Source organism: Parasphingopyxis algicola, from assembly GCF_013378075.1.
In the GTDB taxonomy this organism is placed as follows: domain Bacteria; phylum Pseudomonadota; class Alphaproteobacteria; order Sphingomonadales; family Sphingomonadaceae; genus Parasphingopyxis; species Parasphingopyxis algicola.
Genome location: NZ_CP051131.1, coordinates 1,172,184 through 1,186,803 on the forward strand (window position 1 = coordinate 1,172,184; position 14,620 = coordinate 1,186,803).

General features: G+C 64.2%; 16 protein-coding genes. 10 read left to right on the plus strand and 6 right to left on the minus strand.

What is annotated here, in order from left to right; genetic code table 11:
- Nucleotide 1: 1 nt before the first annotated feature.
- A complete protein-coding gene (ada, locus tag HFP57_RS05830) occupies nucleotides 2-1,048 on the minus strand; it encodes a bifunctional DNA-binding transcriptional regulator/O6-methylguanine-DNA methyltransferase Ada (RefSeq protein WP_176868905.1) in 1,047 nt (348 codons plus the stop codon).
- A gap of 140 nt (nucleotides 1,049-1,188) precedes the next feature.
- Between ada and HFP57_RS05835 the strand changes: the two genes are divergently transcribed.
- From HFP57_RS05835 to HFP57_RS05870, 8 genes are all read left to right on the plus strand, one after another.
- Complete coding sequence (locus HFP57_RS05835) at nucleotides 1,189-2,325, plus strand: S1C family serine protease (RefSeq protein WP_176868906.1); 1,137 nt, start codon at nucleotides 1,189-1,191, stop codon at nucleotides 2,323-2,325.
- 135 nt (nucleotides 2,326-2,460) lie between these two features.
- Entirely contained in the window at nucleotides 2,461-3,015 is a 555-nt protein-coding gene (locus HFP57_RS05840) for a F0F1 ATP synthase subunit delta (RefSeq protein WP_176868907.1), read from the plus strand.
- A gap of 2 nt (nucleotides 3,016-3,017) precedes the next feature.
- Nucleotides 3,018-4,547: a F0F1 ATP synthase subunit alpha gene (gene atpA, locus HFP57_RS05845; protein WP_176868908.1), complete on the plus strand. Its 1,530-nt coding sequence runs from the start codon at nucleotides 3,018-3,020 to the stop codon at nucleotides 4,545-4,547.
- 11 nt (nucleotides 4,548-4,558) lie between these two features.
- Complete coding sequence (locus HFP57_RS05850) at nucleotides 4,559-4,840, plus strand: putative quinol monooxygenase (protein ID WP_246263420.1); 282 nt, start codon at nucleotides 4,559-4,561, stop codon at nucleotides 4,838-4,840.
- Between the two features lie 6 nt (nucleotides 4,841-4,846).
- Nucleotides 4,847-5,722 (plus strand): F0F1 ATP synthase subunit gamma, encoded by an 876-nt coding sequence (locus tag HFP57_RS05855; protein ID WP_176868910.1) that lies wholly within the window; start codon nucleotides 4,847-4,849, stop codon nucleotides 5,720-5,722.
- Nucleotides 5,719-5,994 (plus strand): hypothetical protein, encoded by a 276-nt coding sequence (locus tag HFP57_RS05860; RefSeq protein WP_176868911.1) that lies wholly within the window; start codon nucleotides 5,719-5,721, stop codon nucleotides 5,992-5,994. The genes HFP57_RS05855 and HFP57_RS05860 overlap by 4 nt, the downstream gene beginning before the upstream one ends.
- A 15-nt stretch (nucleotides 5,995-6,009) precedes the next feature.
- A complete protein-coding gene (atpD, locus tag HFP57_RS05865) occupies nucleotides 6,010-7,455 on the plus strand; it encodes a F0F1 ATP synthase subunit beta (RefSeq protein ID WP_176868912.1) in 1,446 nt (481 codons plus the stop codon).
- 43 nt (nucleotides 7,456-7,498) lie between these two features.
- A complete protein-coding gene (locus tag HFP57_RS05870; protein WP_176868913.1) occupies nucleotides 7,499-7,762 on the plus strand; it encodes an ATP synthase F1 subunit epsilon in 264 nt (87 codons plus the stop codon).
- Between the two features lie 147 nt (nucleotides 7,763-7,909).
- Here HFP57_RS05870 and HFP57_RS05875 read toward each other — a convergent pair whose 3' ends face one another.
- Nucleotides 7,910-8,851, minus strand: a complete 942-nt coding sequence (locus tag HFP57_RS05875; RefSeq protein ID WP_176868914.1) for a DMT family transporter — start codon at nucleotides 8,849-8,851, stop codon at nucleotides 7,910-7,912.
- 103 nt (nucleotides 8,852-8,954) lie between these two features.
- Here HFP57_RS05875 and HFP57_RS05880 point away from each other — a divergent pair, with 103 nt between their 5' ends.
- Nucleotides 8,955-10,481, plus strand: coding sequence for a TadA family conjugal transfer-associated ATPase (locus HFP57_RS05880; RefSeq protein WP_176868915.1), 1,527 nt, complete (start codon nucleotides 8,955-8,957; stop codon nucleotides 10,479-10,481).
- 117 nt (nucleotides 10,482-10,598) lie between these two features.
- Here HFP57_RS05880 and HFP57_RS05885 read toward each other — a convergent pair whose 3' ends face one another.
- From HFP57_RS05885 to phaR, 4 genes are read right to left on the minus strand one after another with little or no spacing between them, the layout of a single operon-like run.
- Nucleotides 10,599-11,426, minus strand: coding sequence for a TIGR03915 family putative DNA repair protein (locus tag HFP57_RS05885; RefSeq protein WP_176868916.1), 828 nt, complete (start codon nucleotides 11,424-11,426; stop codon nucleotides 10,599-10,601).
- Nucleotides 11,426-12,673, minus strand: a complete 1,248-nt coding sequence (locus HFP57_RS05890; RefSeq protein WP_176868917.1) for a putative DNA modification/repair radical SAM protein — start codon at nucleotides 12,671-12,673, stop codon at nucleotides 11,426-11,428. The genes HFP57_RS05885 and HFP57_RS05890 overlap by 1 nt, the downstream gene beginning before the upstream one ends.
- Before the next feature lie 58 nt (nucleotides 12,674-12,731).
- The gene (locus HFP57_RS05895) at nucleotides 12,732-12,917 is read right to left on the minus strand and encodes a hypothetical protein (protein WP_176868918.1); all 186 of its coding nucleotides are present in this window, start codon (nucleotides 12,915-12,917) and stop codon (nucleotides 12,732-12,734) included.
- A gap of 7 nt (nucleotides 12,918-12,924) precedes the next feature.
- The gene (gene phaR / locus HFP57_RS05900; RefSeq protein ID WP_176868919.1) at nucleotides 12,925-13,485 is read right to left on the minus strand and encodes a polyhydroxyalkanoate synthesis repressor PhaR; all 561 of its coding nucleotides are present in this window, start codon (nucleotides 13,483-13,485) and stop codon (nucleotides 12,925-12,927) included.
- A gap of 118 nt (nucleotides 13,486-13,603) precedes the next feature.
- Between phaR and HFP57_RS05905 the strand changes: the two genes are divergently transcribed.
- Nucleotides 13,604-14,560: an alpha/beta fold hydrolase gene (locus HFP57_RS05905; RefSeq protein WP_246263422.1), complete on the plus strand. Its 957-nt coding sequence runs from the start codon at nucleotides 13,604-13,606 to the stop codon at nucleotides 14,558-14,560.
- Nucleotides 14,561-14,620: the final 60 nt, after the last annotated feature.

Sequence of the window (14,620 nt, forward strand, 5' to 3'; positions counted from 1 at the left end):
CCTAGCTCCGCCCCGCCCGCTCGCGTTCCAACAGCGCTTCCTTCCGTTTCAGCCCGTAGGCATAGCCGCCGAGCGAGCCGTCGGTGCGGATGACGCGGTGGCAGGGGATGAGGACGGCGACATTGTTCGCGCCGTTCGCGCTGCCCGCTGCGCGCACCGCCTTGGGCTTGCCGACCGCGGCGGCGATTTCGGCATAGGTCCGGGTCTCGCCGGGCGGGATGCGGGTCAGTTCGCGCCAGACCGCTTCCTGGAAGGCCGTACCCTGGACGTCGAGCGACAGGCCGTGCGGCCGTGCCGGATCGTCGACCGCCGCGACCGTACGCGCGACCAGATCGGCCATGTCGCCGTTCGCCGGAACGATCTCGGCGTTGGGGAAACGCTCGCGCAACGCCGCTTCGTCCTCGTCGAAGCTCAGCCGGCAGATGCCGCGCTCGGTGGCGGCGACGAGCATGTCGCCGAGGCTCGTCTCGGCGATCGCCCAGTGGATCGTCACGCCCTCCCCGCCCTTGCGCCAGGCCGACGGGGTCATGCCGAGCCGCTTGCCGGTTTCGGCATAGAAACGGCCCGGCCCCGAATAGCCGGCCTCGTAGATCGCATCGGTCACCCGGTCCTCGGTATCGAGCGCCCGTTCGGCGCGGTCGGCGCGGAGCCGCCGCGCGTAGGCGGCCGGCGTCACGCCCGTCGCCCGGCGGAAGACGCGCAGGAAATGGGTGGGCGAATAGCCGACTTGCGCCGCGACCTGATCGAGCTTCGGCGCTTCTTCCGCCGCCGCGATCAGCGCGACCGCTTCGGCGACCGCCGCCTCGTCGCGCGACACTTCGTCGGGCTTGCAGCGCTTGCAGGGCCTGAGGCCCGCTTCGCGCGCCTCGTTTCCGGTCGCGAAGAAGCGGACATTGCCACGCTTGGGATGGCGGGCGGCGCAGGACGGCCGGCAATAGATGCCCGTCGTCAGCACGCCGGTCACGAAGCGGCCGTCGAAACTGCGATCGCGCGCCTGCACGGCCCGCCAGGCGAGATCGGGGTCTATGGATGTGATTTGCTGTGTCATGCGGCCTTTCTAGGCACAGTTTAGCACAGATGCGTTCCGAATATTGCGGTCAAAGGAAAGCGCCCCCTTTCATTCGCTCCCGCGCCCCGGCTAAAAGGCCGGTCCGTGCCGATTGGGAGGGGTTTGCCGTGCTGCGATGGATGTCTGTCTTGCTGCTCTGGATGGTGATGCTGCCGGTGGCGGCATCGGCGCAGAAGGGCGAGGAACAGGCGGCCACACAAAACGAGGTCGTGCTCGCCGCGCGCAGCGTGGTGCGCGTCGCGCTGATCGCCAACGACCCCAAACAGGGCGAATATCTGCTCGGCCATGGCAGCGGCGTCGCGGTCGCGCCGGGCCTGATCGTCACCAACGCCCATGTCGTCGCGCCGCTGCGCGAATCGCCCAATATCGCGATCAGCATCGTCCCCTCCTCGGGCGACCGGCGCTATCCGGGGCGGCTGCTGTCCTCCGATTCGCGGGCCGATCTGGCGCTGATCCGGATCGAGGAGGACGTGATCGAGCCGCTGCCGATCTTCACCGGCACGCCGCCCGATACCGGCCGGGTCGCCGCGATCGGCTATCCGGGATCCGTCGATCTCGCGGAAAATCTCTCGGCCACCGAACGGGTCCAGCCGATCCCGCCGGTCCGCACCTTCGGCCAGCTCTCGGGCGGGCGCAGCCGGCGCGACGTCGACACCTTGCTCCACACCGCGGCGATGGCGCGCGGCAATAGCGGCGGGCCGCTGGTCGACGATTGCGGCCGGATCATCGGCATCAACAGTTTCGGGGCGCTGGCCCAGCAGAATGACGCCGAGTTCGGCTTCGCGATCTCCGCGCGCGAGATTATCCCGTTCCTCCAGCGCGCCGATGTCCGGCCCGAGATCACGACCGAGAGCTGCGTCCCCTCGCCCGAACGCGCGCGGCGCGAAGCGGCGGAGCGCGAGCGCGCGGACCGGCTGGCCCGCGACCGCGAGCGCGAGGCGTTCTACGAGACCCGCGAACTGAGCCTGGCGCTCGCCGTCGCGCTGCTCGTGACGGGCGCGATGCTGTTCACGGGCGGGATCATCGCGATGTTCTTCCGCCGTCGCTGGCGGCCCGGAACGCTGGTCGGCGGCCTCAGCATCGGGCTCGGCATCGCGCTGATGGCGGGCGCGGTCTATGCTTTTCTGAACCGGCCGAGCCTGGCCGAGCTGTACGCGGAGCCGGAAGCCGGAGCCGCCGCATCTGCCGAAGCGGCATCCGCCGATGCGGAACCCGCCGAGACCGAAGACCCGCCCGAAGGGCCCTCCGGCGAATAGTTTCGGGGAAAAGTTCGCCCGCGCCATCTTGCATCGCAGCATGACCCTTGCTAGGTGGCCCGCAGCCGTAGCGGGGGCGTTTTGCCGCTCCCTTTTCTATGGACCAGTCATCCTCCTTTAGGGGCATATTTGCGCGTGGATATTTCCGGCGGAATCAAGGCCAGCCTGGCAGGCCGCTATGCGGCGGCACTGTTCGAACTGGCGGAAGAAAACAAGCAGCTCGACGCGGTCGAGGCCAGTCTTGCGAAACTGAAATCGGCGCTCGCCGATTCGGACGAGTTCGCGACCTTGACGACGAGCCCGCTCGTCGGCCGGTCCGAAGCTGTGGCCGCGACCAAAGCGGTCGCCGAATCGCTCGGCCTCGATCGGCTCACCACCAACTTCCTCGGGACGCTCGCCGAGAATCGCCGCCTGGCTCAGCTCGGCGCCGCGATCCGCGCCTTCTCGACCATCGCCGCCCAGTATCGCGGCGAAGCCAATGCCGAAGTCGCTTCGGCCCATCCCCTTTCCGACGACCAGGTCGCCGCACTGAAGGCCAAGCTCAAAAGCCTTGCGGGACGGGACGTCAATATCGACATGAGTGTCGATCCTTCGCTGCTCGGCGGCCTCGTCGTCCGCATGGGCAGCCGGATGATCGACGGCTCGCTCCGCACCAAATTGAATGCACTCGCAAGCGCCATGAAAGGCTGACAATGGACATCAACGCTGCAGAAATCTCCAAGGTCATCAAGGACCAGATCGCCAGTTTCGGCACCGAGGCGCAGGTCTCGGAAATCGGAACCGTGCTGTCGGTCGGTGACGGTATCGCCCGCGTGCACGGCCTCGACAATGTCCAGGCCGGTGAAATGGTCGCCTTCGAAAACGGCGTCCAGGGCATGGCGCTCAACCTCGAGGCCGACAATGTCGGCGTCGTGATCTTCGGCTCGGACGCCGAGATCAAGGAAGGCGACACCGTCAAGCGCACCGAAACCATCGTCGACGTTCCGGTCGGCAAGGGCCTGCTGGGGCGCGTCGTCGACGGCCTCGGCAATCCGATCGACGGCAAGGGCCCGATCGAGGCGACGGAGCGCAAGCGCGTCGAAGTCAAGGCGCCCGGCATTATCCCGCGCAAATCGGTGCACGAACCCGTCCAGTCCGGCCTCAAGGCGATCGACGCGCTCGTTCCCGTCGGCCGCGGCCAGCGCGAGCTGATCATCGGCGACCGCCAGACCGGCAAGACCGCCGTTGCGATCGACACCTTCATCAACCAGAAGACGGTCAACGCGTCGGACGATGAATCGAAGAAGCTCTACTGCATCTATGTCGCGATCGGCCAGAAGCGCTCGACGGTCGCGCAGATCGTTCGCCAGCTCGAAGAAAATGGCGCGATGGAATATTCGATCGTCGTCGCCGCGACCGCGTCCGAGCCGGCCCCGCTCCAGTATCTCGCGCCGTACACGGGCTGCACGATGGGCGAATATTTCCGCGACAACGGCATGCACAGCTGCATCGTCTATGACGATCTCTCCAAGCAGGCCGTCGCCTATCGCCAGATGTCGCTGCTGCTGCGCCGCCCGCCGGGCCGCGAAGCCTATCCGGGCGACGTTTTCTATCTCCACTCACGTCTCCTGGAGCGTGCGGCGAAGATGAACGAGGACAATGGCGCCGGTTCGATGACCGCGCTGCCGATCATCGAAACCCAGGCGGGCGACGTGTCTGCCTATATTCCGACCAACGTGATTTCGATCACCGACGGCCAGATCTTCCTCGAAACCGACCTCTTCTTCCAGGGCATCCGCCCGGCGATCAACGTCGGCCTTTCGGTCTCGCGCGTCGGTTCGGCCGCCCAGACCAAGGCGATGAAGAAGGTGTCGGGCTCGATCAAGCTCGAGCTCGCCCAGTATCGCGAGATGGCGGCCTTCGCCCAGTTCGGTTCGGACCTCGACGCCTCGACGCAGAAGCTGCTCAATCGCGGCGAACGGCTGACCGAGCTCCTGAAGCAGAAGCAGTTCTCGCCGATGCCGATGGAAGAGCAGGTCGCGTCGATCTTCGCAGGGACGCAGGGCTATCTCGACGGCATCGCCACCGACCAGGTCACGCATTTCGAGGAAAGCTTCCTCGCCCATATGCGCGCCGATCATGCCGATGTCCTGACGACGATCCGCGACACGCAGAAGCTGGAGGACGATATAGCCGACAAGCTCAAGTCCATCCTCGACGCTTTCGTGAAGACCTTCGCCTGATGAGTCACACGGTGTTCGCAACCGTTCCGGTCAAGCCCGAGCATCTTGACGATGCTTGCGCGGCTGTGGCGGCGATTGTGCCGGCTACGCGGCAGGAATCCGGGTGCGAGCATTTTGAGGCGTATCGCGCCGCGGACGGCTCCTCGAACATTCATATCTTCGAGCGCTGGGCGGACATGGACGCGTTCAACTTTCATCATGCGCAACCCTACACGCGCGATGTTTTCAAGAAATACGAAGATTGGCTTCGGGACGACCCGCAGCTGATCGAAGTCAAAGAACTGGAAGGCTGATCAACAGTGGCAAGCCTTAAAGAACTCAAGGATCGGATCGGGTCGGTCAAATCGACCCAGAAGATCACCAAGGCCAAGCAGATGGTCGCCGCCGCCAAGCTCCGCAAGGCGCAGGCGGCCGCCGAGGCCGCGCGCCCCTATGCCGAGCGGCTCGAGGGCGTCATGACAAGCCTTGCGTCCAAGGTTTCGATCAATGGCGACACGCCCGCGCTCCTCGCCGGCACCGGCAAGAAGCAGCGGCACCTGCTCGTCGTCGCGACATCCGACCGCGGCCTGTGCGGCGCCTTCAACACGAATATCGTGAAGGAAGCGCGGCAGAAGGCCGAAGCGCTGAAGGCCGAGGGCAAGGACGTTTCCTTCTATCTGGTCGGCAAGAAGGCGAAGCCGATCATCAACCGCTTCTATGCGGGCGCGATCGATCATCACTTCGACACCAGCGAGATCAAGAACCCGCATTATGACGATGCGAAGGAAATCGCCGCAGACCTGGTCGCGCGGCTCGAAAAGAACGAATTCGACGTCGCCTGGCTCTTCTATTCCAAGTTCAAATCCGCGCTGGTCCAGGAACCGCAGACCCAGCAGATCATCCCCGTCCCGGTCGACGAGGATGCGGACACGACCAGCACGGTCGCCGTCGAATATGAGCCGGACGAAGAGGAAATCCTTTCCGAGCTGCTCCCGCGCAACCTGTCGATCCAGCTATTCCGGGCGCTGCTCGAGAACACGGCATCCGAACAGGGCGCCTCGATGACCGCGATGGACAACGCCACGCGCAATGCCGGCGACCTGATCGACAAGCTGACCATCGAATATAACCGCAGCCGCCAGGCCGCGATTACCACCGAACTGGTGGAGATTATTTCGGGAGCAGAGGCGTTATGAGTGATGCACTTCCAGTCGAGTATCATCTCGAACTATACACATCATCCTTTTACGGCGATCCGTTCTTCTCGATTAAGACGTCCACGCCACTCTCTCCGATCTCCGTTGGAGATCAATTTGAACCGCGCGGCTTTACAGATTTCCCCTTGAAGTTAGCTGAAGGCTCTATTCTAAAAGTAGTTGATATCAATCACTACATCTGGGAAATTGAAACTAGTCATGTGGGCCACAAAGTGATGATTGTGGTCGAAATCGCACCAAGAAACGATTGAATTAGGAAATAAATCATGGCCACCACCAACAATGTCGGCACGATCTCACAGGTTATCGGCGCCGTTGTCGATGTGAGCTTCCCGAACGAGCTGCCCGAGATCCTGTCGGCACTCGTCACCGACAATAACGGCAACCGCCTCGTCCTCGAGGTCGCCCAGCATCTTGGCGAGAATATGGTCCGCACCATCGCCATGGACGCGACCGAAGGCCTGGTCCGCGGTCAGGAAGTGACCGACACGGGCAGCCAGATTTCGATGCCGGTCGGTCCGCAGACGCTCGGCCGCATCATGAACGTCGTCGGCGAGCCGATCGACGAGCTTGGGCCCATCGGCGCCGAAACGACCGCCCCGATCCATGCCGAAGCCCCGCCGTTCGTCGACCAGTCGACGGATGCCGAGATTCTCGTCACGGGCATCAAGGTCGTCGACCTGCTCGCGCCTTACGCCAAGGGCGGCAAGATCGGCCTGTTCGGCGGCGCCGGCGTCGGCAAGACCGTGCTCATTCAGGAACTGATCAACAACATCGCCAAGGGCCATGGCGGCACCTCGGTGTTCGCCGGTGTCGGCGAGCGTACCCGCGAGGGTAACGATCTCTATCACGAATTCCTCGATGCCGGCGTTATCGCCAAGAATGACGAAGGCGTCGCGATCTCCGAAGGTTCGAAAGTGGCCCTCGTCTACGGCCAGATGAACGAGCCTCCGGGCGCCCGTGCCCGCGTCGCGCTGTCGGGCCTGACGATTGCCGAATATTTCCGCGACCAGGAAGGCCAGGACGTGCTCTTCTTCGTCGACAACATCTTCCGCTTCACCCAGGCGGGCTCGGAAGTGTCGGCCCTGCTCGGCCGTATTCCCTCGGCCGTGGGCTATCAGCCGACCCTCTCGACCGACATGGGCAACCTGCAGGAACGCATCACCTCGACCAACAAGGGCTCGATCACCTCGGTGCAGGCCATTTACGTGCCGGCCGATGACCTTACCGACCCTGCCCCTGCCACCTCCTTCGCCCACCTGGACGCCACGACCGTGCTTTCGCGCGCGATTTCAGAGCTCGGAATCTACCCGGCCGTGGACCCGCTGGACTCGACCAGCCGCGTTCTCGAGCCGCGCGTCGTCGGCCAGGAGCATTACGAGACGGCCCGCGCCGTCCAGGAAACGCTGCAGCGCTACAAGTCGCTCCAGGACATCATCGCCATTCTCGGCATGGACGAACTGTCCGAGGAAGATAAGCTGATCGTGGCCCGCGCCCGCAAGATCCAGCGCTTCCTGTCGCAGCCCTTCCACGTTGCCGAAGTCTTCACCGGCAAGCCGGGTATCTTCGTCGAACTCGAAGATACGATCCGCTCGTTCAAGGAAGTCGTCGAAGGCAAGCATGACGACCTGCCCGAAGCCGCCTTCTACATGGTCGGCGGCATCGACGATGTCCGCGAGCGCGCCCGCGAACTGGCGGCCGACGCGGCCTAACTTCTAAAGCCCCTCCCCGTTGCGGGAGGGGCGGAGATACCCAATGGCTTTGAATTTCGAACTCGTCACGCCGGAAAAGCTTCTCCGCTCGGAGGAAGTGCATATGGTCGTCGTGCCCGGCACGGAAGGCGATTTCGGCGTGCTCGAACGCCATGCCCCGGTCATGTCGACGATCCGCGACGGCGCGATCCAGATCTTCAAGACCGCCGGCGGCACGCCGGAGACGATCAAGGTCGAGGGCGGCTTTGCCGAGGTCAACGACAAGGGCCTGACGATCCTTGCCGAAAAGGTCGTCGAGGCCGAATAGCGCCCGCGCGCTTTCGCTTTCAATGTAGGAAAAACTGTGCGAGCCCGGCGATGCGTATTCGCCCGGGTCAGCCCGCAGCTGCGACTGCAGGAAAATATATGTCCGGCAGAAACGTCGCTGTGTGTGAAGTTTGTAAACTTTGCGCAATTATCGTGCGGGAACAGCGGCGCGCCTGCGCTGCCGGTTCCACAGCCACAGTCCCGCCCCGATGATCAGCGCCGCGCCGCCCATTGCCAGCGGATCGGGATAATCGCCGTAGAACAGCACGCCGATCGCCACCGCGGTCAGCAGCTGGACATAGACCATCGGCGCCGTTTCGGCCGCGGACGCCTTCGTCGTCGCCATATAGACCAGCCAGTGACTGAAGGACGCCGTGACCGCCACGAGGCAGCAGCGCGCGATTACGCTCCAGTGCGGCATCGTCACCTGCAGCGCCTCGGCGCCCGAATAATGACCGAGCGCCGCGGCCAGGATAAGCACCGGCGTGGCGATCGCCGAGATCAGGACCTGCATCAAGAGGCCGGAGCCCGTGCCCGCGGCCATCCGGTTGAAGATGATCGTGAACGAAAAGCAGATCGCCGCGCCGATCGGCAGAAGCACGACCCAGCCGAGATCGAACACATTGGGCCGCAGCACCAGGATCATGCCGAGAAAGGCGATACCGGTCGCGTACCAGGTGATGCGCGGCATCCGTTCGCCGAGCAGGATCGTCGAAAGGATGGCCGTGATCATCGGCGCGGTGAACTGGATCGCCGTCGCATCGGCCAGCGGCATGACGAAGATCGAGCTGAAGAAGAACAGGGTGGCGAGGCCGACCGATACCCCGCGGCCGAGCTGCACCCAGGGTCGCGGGCAGCGCAGCCCCTTGCGTCCCTCGAGGATCAGCAGAAGGACCAAAAGTCCAAGCGCACCAATGCTGTAGCGCAACGCCGCGACCGCGAGACCCGGCCATTCGCCCGCCATCGACTTGACGATGCCGTCGCCCATCGAAAGACAGGCGAAACCGGCCAGCGCCAGCAGCAGACCGATAGCGGTCGCATCGCCGCCATTAACCGTATTTTGCGGATTTCCGGGGGTTTTCAGGGCCATCGCTTCCCTTTGACGGCTATTAGCTAATTGTCAAAGTTTTCAATCTATTCACCATGTCGAACACGGGCTCGCCAACGGCGGGCATATCGTATTGAGGGATGGGATGAGCGCATTTGGACGAAAAGGCGGCGGGCAGAAACCTTCCTTCGGCGTAGCGCGTCCGATGAAGGGCGGCGGCGCCCCGGCACCGAAACCCACGCCCGAAGATGAAGAACCGCAAGGCGGCGAGCAATTCCCGCCGATCGAATCGCTCGATCTTCCGGGCGCCGAGGATGACGGCTCGCTTTCCATTCCCGAAGCCGATGCGATGTCCAAGCTCAACGATCGCGCCAATGCGATCGCCGAGGAAGTCGAGGAAGCACAGGGTTTCGAGGCCTCTGTCCACAAGATCAAGGAACAGGTGCTGCCGCGCCTGCTCGAACGCGTCGATCCCGAAGCCGCCTCGACCCTGACCAAGACCGAGCTTGCCGAAGAATTCCGTCCGATCATCTCCGAGGTGCTCGCCGAACTGAAGATCACGTTGAACCGGCGCGAACAGTTTGCGCTCGAAAAGGTACTGGTCGACGAGCTGCTCGGCCTCGGCCCGCTCGAGGAACTGCTGGCCGATCCGGACATCAACGACATCATGGTGAACGGTCCCGAGCAGACTTATGTCGAGCGCAAGGGCAAGCTCGAACTCGCCAAGATCCAGTTCCGCGACGAGGATCATCTGCTCCAGATCGCCCAACGTATCTGCAACTCGGTCGGCCGCCGCGTCGACCAGACCACGCCGCTCGCCGACGCCCGTCTCGCGGACGGTTCGCGTGTGAATGTGATCGTGCCGCCGCTGTCGCTGCGCGGCACCGCGATCTCGATTCGTAAATTCTCCGACAAGCCGATCACCATCGACATGATGAAGGAATTCGGTTCGATGTCGGACAAGATGGCGACCTTCCTCAAGGTCGCTGGCGCCAGCCGCTTCAACGTCGTCATCTCGGGCGGTACGGGCTCGGGCAAGACGACGATGCTCAACGCCATGTCGAAAATGATTGACCCGGGCGAGCGCGTGCTGACGATCGAGGACGCCGCCGAGCTTCGGCTGCAGCAGCCGCACTGGCTGCCGCTCGAAACGCGCCCCGCCAACCTCGAGGGCAAGGGCGAGATTTCGATCGGCGACCTCGTGAAGAACGCGCTGCGTATGCGCCCCGACCGCATCATCCTGGGTGAGATTCGCGGCGCGGAATGCTTCGACCTGCTCGCCGCGATGAACACGGGCCATGACGGCTCCATGTGTACGCTCCACTCCAACAGCCCGCGCGAATGCCTCGGCCGTATGGAAAACATGGTCATGATGGGCGACATCAAGATCCCGAAGGAAGCGATTTCGAAGCAGATCGCCGACTCGGTCGATCTCATCATCCAGGTGAAGCGCCTGCGCGACGGTTCGCGTCGGACGACGAACATCACCGAGGTGATCGGGATGGAGGGCGATGTGATCGTCACCCAGGAGCTGTTCAAGTTCGAGTATACGGGCGAGGACGATGACGGGAAGATCGAGGGCGAATACCGCTCGATGGGCCTGCGCCCGTACACGCTCGACAAGGCAAAAGCCTATGGCTTCGAACAGCCCTGTCTCGAGGCCTGTCTCTAAGACATTCCCGATTGACTGGAGCGCGGTAGCCCTGAGCCTGTCGAAGGGCGCTTCATCATGGATAAGCGGACTTCGACACGCTCAACCCTAACGGCTTTGGCTTAATCGTACCGTAATTCACCGCCGCCGGACGATCCGTTTCGATAATGCGCTTGGCGCCGTCACCACCGTTTCAAGCATTGCCTTATTGCGGTCGCCGGCACCTGCGATCAGCCCGGGGATGAGCTCTGCCTCGGGCAGGTTGCGCCAATATTTTTTCGGCATCTCGGCCGTCATCGCCTTTACCTTGAGCCGCGCCGGATTGAAGATCGCGGCGAAATAGGCCTTCCACTCCGCCTCGACCATATCGGCATCGGGCACGTCCTGCCGCGACGCGCCCGGGCCGTAGCGCAGCGCGCCATCCTGCCAGACCGCCGAGCGTTCGGGCGTCAGGATCGCCCAGTCCATGTTCGGAAAGCGGCGGACGAAGAAGGGCGTCGCCAGCTCGACGATCCGATGGTCGGGCTCGAACCAGGCGGCGAACCGTTCGCGCCCGTCCCGTTCGCCCAGTTTCCGGAAGCGAACGAAGGCATGCATCTTGTGCCGGTCCCGCCGGATCGCCTTGGCGCGTTTCAGCGTCCAGGCGACATCGGGATCGGCGGCGTTGGCGAGCAGCGCGGGCTCGCCCTGGAGCCGGACCAGCAAGCGGTAGAGCCGGGCGAACCGCTCCTCGTCGCGATGGCAGATCACATACCGGCTCAGCGTCAGGAAGCGGCGCGGCGCACGGACCGCGACCGGAGGCGGCGCTGCGCTTCGCCATTCCTCTTCGCCCGCGAAGAGACCGCGCTGCGCCTCGCCGCACCGCCAATCGACCGCTTCGGGCGGGACACCCTCGGCGCACAATGCGCGGGCGGCAGAGCGCCATCCTTCCCAGTCCGTGGGCGAAGCGAGCGGGACGAGCGGCATCAGAACAGCGAAAGCTGTTCTGCCGGCGGCGCCAGTCGCGCGGCGAGCCCCGGGCTGTCGGTCAGCGATCCGGGCGACCAGTCCGCCGCCTCGATAAAGGGCAGCAGCTTCTTCACCGACGTGGTGAGCCGCGCGAGATCGTCCAGCCGCAGCCGCGCATGGCGCCGCGCCGCCAGCAGCTTGCCGATCGCGATCGGTCCGAGCCCCGGAACCCGGAGCAGTGTTTCGCGCGGCGCGCGGTTGATATCCACGGGGAACCATTCGCGATGGACGAGCGCCCAGGCGAGCTTGGGATCGATGGCGAGATCGAGCATCCCTTGCGCGCCGCCGTCCATGATCTCGTCGACACCGAAGCCGTAGAAGCGCAGCATCCAGTCCGCCTGGTAGAGCCGGTGTTCGCGCACCAGCGGCGGGCGGACCGGCGGCAGGTCCGCCGAGGCGTCGGGAATCGGGCTGTAGGCCGAATAATAGACGCGCCGGAGCCTGTAAGAGCCATAGAGCCGCGTCGAAGCACGCAATATCTGGCCGTCGTCCGACCCGTCCGCACCGACAATCATCTGGGTCGATTGCCCGCCGGGCGCGAAGCGCGGCGGCTTGGCCCGGCGCAGCAGCCGGGATTTGCGGGCGTGCCGGTTTTCGTCGATGCCGCTGCGCACGTCGCCCATCGCCTTGCGGATCGTCGCGGCGGATTTTTCGGGCGCATAATGGCGCAGCCCCTCGGTGCGGGGCAGCTCGATATTGATCGAAAGCCGGTCGGCATGGCGGCCCGCCGCGGCGATCAGCTCGGGCGACGCCTCGGGAATCGATTTGAGATGGATATAGCCGAGAAAGCCGTGATCCTCGCGCAGGCTGCGCGCAACTTCGACGATCTGCTCCATCGTATAGTCGGGCGAACGGATGATGCCGGACGAGAGGAACAGACCTTCGATATAGTTGCGCTTGTAGAAATCGAGCGTCAGCCGGACCAGCTCTTCGGGCGTGAAGCGCGCGCGTTCGACGTTGGACGACACCCGGTTGACGCAATAGCGGCAATCGAAGGTGCAGAAATTGGTCAGCAGCACCTTGAGCAGCGAGATGCAGCGCCCGTCCGGCGCATAGGCGTGGCAGATGCCCATCCCTTCGGTAGACCCGATGCCGCTGGTGCCGATCGCACTGCGCTTGCTGGTGCCCGACGACGCGCAGGACGCGTCATATTTCGCCGCATCCGCGAGTATCCGGAGCTTCTCGATAGTGGTCCTGGCTGCCATGCGCCGAGCCTATGAAAGGCCTGTGAACATATCAAGAACATTTGCTAATTTCGGGATTTCAGAGCCCGAACCCGAGGATCACCATCATCAGCGAGCCGACCAAGGCCAGCACCATCACCAGCGGCCAGTTGACCCAGCCTACATGATCGAGATGCTCGCGATTGTTGCGGCGATGGTCCATCCAGCCGGCAGCCCCGGCGATCGCCAGCAGGGCGGCCGCCGCGATGAAATAGGGATTGTCCAAGACTGCCCTATTTGCTGAGTTTTTCGATCTGTTCCTGCAGCTGGGCCAGCTGTTCCTTCAGCGCATCGACCTCGGCATCGCGATGGCTTTCCGCCTCGCCCGGCGTGTCCTTCTTGATCGATTGCTGGAAGGCGCCGGCCGCGGCCTCGAACATTTCCATGTTGCGGCGCGCAATCTCGCCGAACGGGCCCGAGCCGAGCGCGCCTTCCATCGCGTCGCGGAACTTGGCCTGGTTGCGCTGGAAGGCTTCCATCGAAGCCTCCAGATATTGCGGCACCATCGCCGACATCGAATTGCCGTACATACCGATCAGATCGCGCAGGAAGCTGACAGGCAGCATATTCTGCCCATGGCTTTCCTCTTCCATGATGATCTGGGTGAGCACGCCGCGGGTGATGTCCTCGCCGCTCTTCGCGTCGATCACCTGGAAGTCGCGCTTGTCGCGGATCATGTCGCCCAGATGATCGAGCGTGATATAGCTGGAACTTTCGGTGTTATAGAGGCGCCGGTTGGCGTATTTCTTGATGATGACCGTGTCGGAATCGGAACCGGATTTAGCCATGAACATGTCTCCAAATGTTGGAGTCGGTTTAGCACCGGGAGATAGTGCACTGCAACACAAACCCCGCCCGCTCCCGCTTTTCCTCGATTTGCTGCGCAGCGAAACCGCAGCATCGCCAGAGCGGATGGCGGCCGCTTTGGCGGGCCTCACCGCATATCAGCAGGCCGAGCGGCCGCCCGCGTCGCCGCCCGTTCCGGTCGCCGCCGAGGCGGGGCGTGCGCGCCTCCTCGATTATGGCGGAGACGGTCCGGCAGCGATCTTCGTTCCCTCGCTGATCAACCCTCCGACCATCCTCGATCTGGCCGAAGACAATTCGCTGCTCCGCTGGCTCGGCGGCCAGGGCGTGCATCCCTTTCTCGTCGACTGGGGCACGCCGGGACAGGACGAGGCCGACCGCACCGTCGCCGGCCATATCGAAACATTGCTGCTGCCGTTGATCGACGCACTGGATCGACCCGCGCACCTGATCGGCTATTGCCTCGGCGGGACGATGGCGATCGCGGCAGCGGCCCTGCGCAACCCGCTCTCGCTCACCACCATGGCCGCGCCCTGGCGGTTCGACGGCTTTCCTGACGAAGCGCGCGAGGGGCTCCTTCACCTCTGGGAGAAGGCCGAACCTGCGGCGCGCGAGATCGGCGCGCTGCCGATGGAAGTATTGCAGACGGGTTTCTGGAAGCTCGACCCGGCCCGCACGGTGAGCAAGTTCGAAATGTTCGGGCGGCTCGATCCCGACAGCGACAAGGCGCGCGCCTTCGTCGCGCTCGAGGACTGGGCCAATGACGGCGCGCCGCTGACCTATTGCGCGGGGCGCGAGCTGGTCGAGGATCTGTTCTGCGGCAACGCGAGCGGCGAAGGCCGCTGGACGGTCGCGGGCATGGCGATCGATCCCGCCGCCCCCCCCTGTCCCACGCTCGATATCGTCTCGACCAGCGACCGGATCGTCCCGGAGGCAACGGCCGCGCGGGCCGGCGAGGTGCTGACGCTCGCGCAGGGCCATGTCGGGATGGTCGTCGGCAGTCGGGGCCGGACCGCTTTGTGGGAGCCGCTCGCGCAATGGCTTTCGCAGGTGCAACATAGCTGATAGGCTGAGCCCAGATTTCCCGTCCGGGCTGAACCCGTCGAAGCCCTGCCCTTCTTCAAC